Below are 2,794 nucleotides of genomic sequence, written 5' to 3' on the forward strand. Positions count from 1 at the left end.
GTGCTATAAAAATAAACATAAAGAAGTAACGATAAAGGCAGGCATAACGTCTACTTAGCTTGCGCGACGAGAGCGGGTAAAAAGATGAGTAAGGTTGGTGCTGAAAATGGCGGGATAACGATGTAGCAGAGGTTATCTAGCATGGATAATAAGGCCGTCCGTGGCCTGTCGCGCGTCCTTGATCCTTTCGCATATTGCTTTCCGAAACCCTTCCATGGGCTGGCGCGACTCAAGTGAGCTACTGCGATCCGTAGCAGGTACGATTCTAACGGCTTTAGCAGGAAATGATGTAGTCTATCGCTGATATTTTTGTAAGCATTCTCTTACACTGGTTCTGCATGTCTTTTATTTTCAATGGCTTATGTTCGCCATGCTGGGTTTTCGATAAATAAAAAATAGCCTTTCTGGTAGCTGCTTGACCATCATTTCCGGCTTGGGCAGCGCCGGTATTCATTCTTCTTACCTTGGGCCCCCCGCAGCTGCAAAAGCAGGAGGCACCATGGCCTAACTAATTCTCGTGAGTATGCAAGAAGATTGTTTTAACCATCGCTTTCACTCTGTTACTTCCAGCTTGATCTAAAAAATAGTTATACGGAAAAATTACGTAAGTTAAATAGTAAGGGGATATGTTCTCTTTATGTCTCTGCTTACGGTATAAGCAAGCGTTGTTAGGCCTGTGTTGTTTTATCTTAGCGCTGTATTTTAATAACAACAAAACAACGTGGTGACAAAGATTAAAGATTTTCATTATCTGTCGTATCTCTTGAAATGGCTTTGGGGTTAGCTACGCTCAAATTACTCGATTGGTTAATCGAGTTAATGATTGATATGTTTTTGCCGAAAGCATGAAAAGGAGATGAATCATGGCTAATGATCGCAAAGATAATGGAATGAGCCGCGAACAGGCAGGACAGAAAGGTGGTGAAGCCACTTCAAAAACGCATGGTAAAGAATTTTATGAAGATATCGGCCATAAAGGTGGCCAAAAGAGCGGAGGTAACTTCGCTAATGATCCGGAGCGAGCTTCCGAAGCCGGTAAAAAAGGTGGAGAGAACAGCCACGGTGGTAATTCCTGATGGCGACCGGTCAGGTCGATTAGGTTTTACATAACCACTTAGCTTAAACGTTGCCCCTTGTAAATATGTCAGTAATAGCATCTAAGCAAGTTGCTGCTTAAAGGGGAGTGTACAGAGGCCTTCAATACTTAACTAAACGCGATCAGATATTTCATTTGATGGGCTCGCAAGGAAGCGCTTTGTTTAGAAGGAACCGTTAGTAATGAGGCTGGTACTGCGTAACGTTTAAGTCTGCTGCCAGGAAGTTTTCTTCCTGGCAGTTAATCCAGGAGGCTGCACTATGTTCCACCACTCTGCAAAGCTGCAATATCCAGTTAAAGTCGATAAACCTAATCCTGAATTTGCCATGTTGCTCCAACAGGCTATCGGCGGTATAGAAGGGGAAATCCGGGTAGCAATGCAATATTTCTTCCAGGCAATGGGAGCGCGGGGCGATGATCGCATTCGCGATCTTCTTATGTCGACGGCTACAGAAGAGCTTGCGCATGTCGAAATGCTTGGTCATGCGGTTGCGCTTAACTTGGAAGGTGCGCCCGTCTCTTACCAGGAGGCTACCGCAGAAGATCCCGTCATGAATGCCATTCTAGGCGGAGCGAACCCACGCCACCTGTTGTCATCTGGGCTTTCTGCCATGCCGGTCAATGCTAATGGCGTACCATTCGATATGAGCCACATCTATGCCACGGGTAATGTGGCGGCAGATATGCTCGCTAACGTGACCGCGGAGGCAAGTGGTCGAGTATTGGCATCGCGTCTTTATAACTGGACGGACGACCATGGCATGAAAGACTTCCTCTCTTTTCTGATTGCGCGTGATACCTACCATCAGCAGCAGTGGTTAGCCGTCATTGAAGAGTTAGGCGGACTTGGAGCACACCTTCCGATACCGAACGCTACCCCTGAAGATCACGAAGCCATGCAGCATTCGTACTACTACCTCAATACCTTGCTGGATAAAGAAGCGCCGAAAGGCCGCTGGGCGGAAGGCCCCTCATTTGACGGTCGTAGCGACTTCACGGCACGCCAACAGCCAGAGCCGGAAGGCCAGGCGCCTACGCTCGGCATGGCAAAGGAGAAATCGGGCGCTCAGAAAGAGCAGATTGATCCGTCAAAATAAGTCGTTATACATAACTCAGTTATTTAAAAGGAGTCAGCACGATGGAAACCCTGTCTCTGGAAACCAAGTATTTGGAAAACTGGTTACGTGATGCGCATGCTATGGAAAAGCAAGCTGAGGAAATGCTGGAAAAGCAGGCAGAACGATTAGTTGATTACCCTGAGCTTAAGGCGCGTATTGAGCAGCACTTAAATGAGACCCGCCATCAGTCGGATCGCTTGGAGCAGGCCATGGCTGGTTTGGATATTGATACCTCAGCCCTCAAGGATCTGGGCGGTAAGATAACCGCCTTTGGTCAAGCGCTTGGCGGCATGATGATGGACGATGAAGTCATGAAAGGAAGTATCGCCTGTTACGCTTTTGAGCACTTTGAAATCGCCAACTATAAAGCTTTGATTCAGGCTGCGGAAAGCTCGGGCCATGCGGGCGTCGCTCAAGTATGCAAAGAGATCCTTCAGGAAGAGATTGCCATGGCGGATTGGCTGGCGGATCATCTGGAGTCTACGACCACACAATTTTTACAGCGTGCTGATGATGATGGCCAGCGCGCTAAACGTTAAGCGCTACCTATCGAAATTCGTTTAACCTGCTACTTTTTAAT

The 2,794-nt window shown here is 47.3% G+C and carries 4 protein-coding genes; 3 read left to right on the forward strand and 1 reads right to left on the reverse strand.

Features of this window, described 5'->3' with window-relative positions; all coding sequences use genetic code 11:
* Positions 1 to 274: 274 nt before the first annotated feature.
* Positions 275 to 454 (reverse strand): hypothetical protein, encoded by a 180-nt coding sequence (locus tag ACT3T6_RS17605; protein WP_193054208.1) that lies wholly within the window; start codon positions 452 to 454, stop codon positions 275 to 277.
* A 409-nt stretch (positions 455 to 863) separates the two neighbouring features.
* Between ACT3T6_RS17605 and ACT3T6_RS17610 the strand changes: the two genes are divergently transcribed.
* From ACT3T6_RS17610 to ACT3T6_RS17620, 3 genes are all read left to right on the forward strand, one after another.
* Positions 864 to 1,076, forward strand: a complete 213-nt coding sequence (locus ACT3T6_RS17610) for a general stress protein (protein WP_172117339.1) — start codon at positions 864 to 866, stop codon at positions 1,074 to 1,076.
* A 280-nt stretch (positions 1,077 to 1,356) separates the two neighbouring features.
* Positions 1,357 to 2,193 (forward strand): manganese catalase family protein, encoded by an 837-nt coding sequence (locus tag ACT3T6_RS17615; RefSeq protein WP_193054207.1) that lies wholly within the window; start codon positions 1,357 to 1,359, stop codon positions 2,191 to 2,193.
* Positions 2,194 to 2,234: 41 nt separating this feature from the next.
* Positions 2,235 to 2,753, forward strand: a complete 519-nt coding sequence (locus ACT3T6_RS17620; RefSeq protein ID WP_226913537.1) for a ferritin-like domain-containing protein — start codon at positions 2,235 to 2,237, stop codon at positions 2,751 to 2,753.
* Positions 2,754 to 2,794: the final 41 nt, after the last annotated feature.

It is taken from the genome of Halomonas sp. 72 (assembly GCF_052379785.1).
Classification (GTDB): Bacteria; Pseudomonadota; Gammaproteobacteria; order Pseudomonadales; family Halomonadaceae; genus Vreelandella; species Vreelandella citrativorans.

Coding starts and splice junctions, on each gene's coding strand:
- ACT3T6_RS17620 (WP_226913537.1), top strand. CDS start 2,235: ATGGAAACCCTGTCTCTGGAAACCAAGTATTTGGAAAACTGGTTACGT.
- ACT3T6_RS17605 (WP_193054208.1), bottom strand. CDS start 454: ATGAATACCGGCGCTGCCCAAGCCGGAAATGATGGTCAAGCAGCTACC.
- ACT3T6_RS17615 (WP_193054207.1), top strand. CDS start 1,357: ATGTTCCACCACTCTGCAAAGCTGCAATATCCAGTTAAAGTCGATAAA.
- ACT3T6_RS17610 (WP_172117339.1), top strand. CDS start 864: ATGGCTAATGATCGCAAAGATAATGGAATGAGCCGCGAACAGGCAGGA.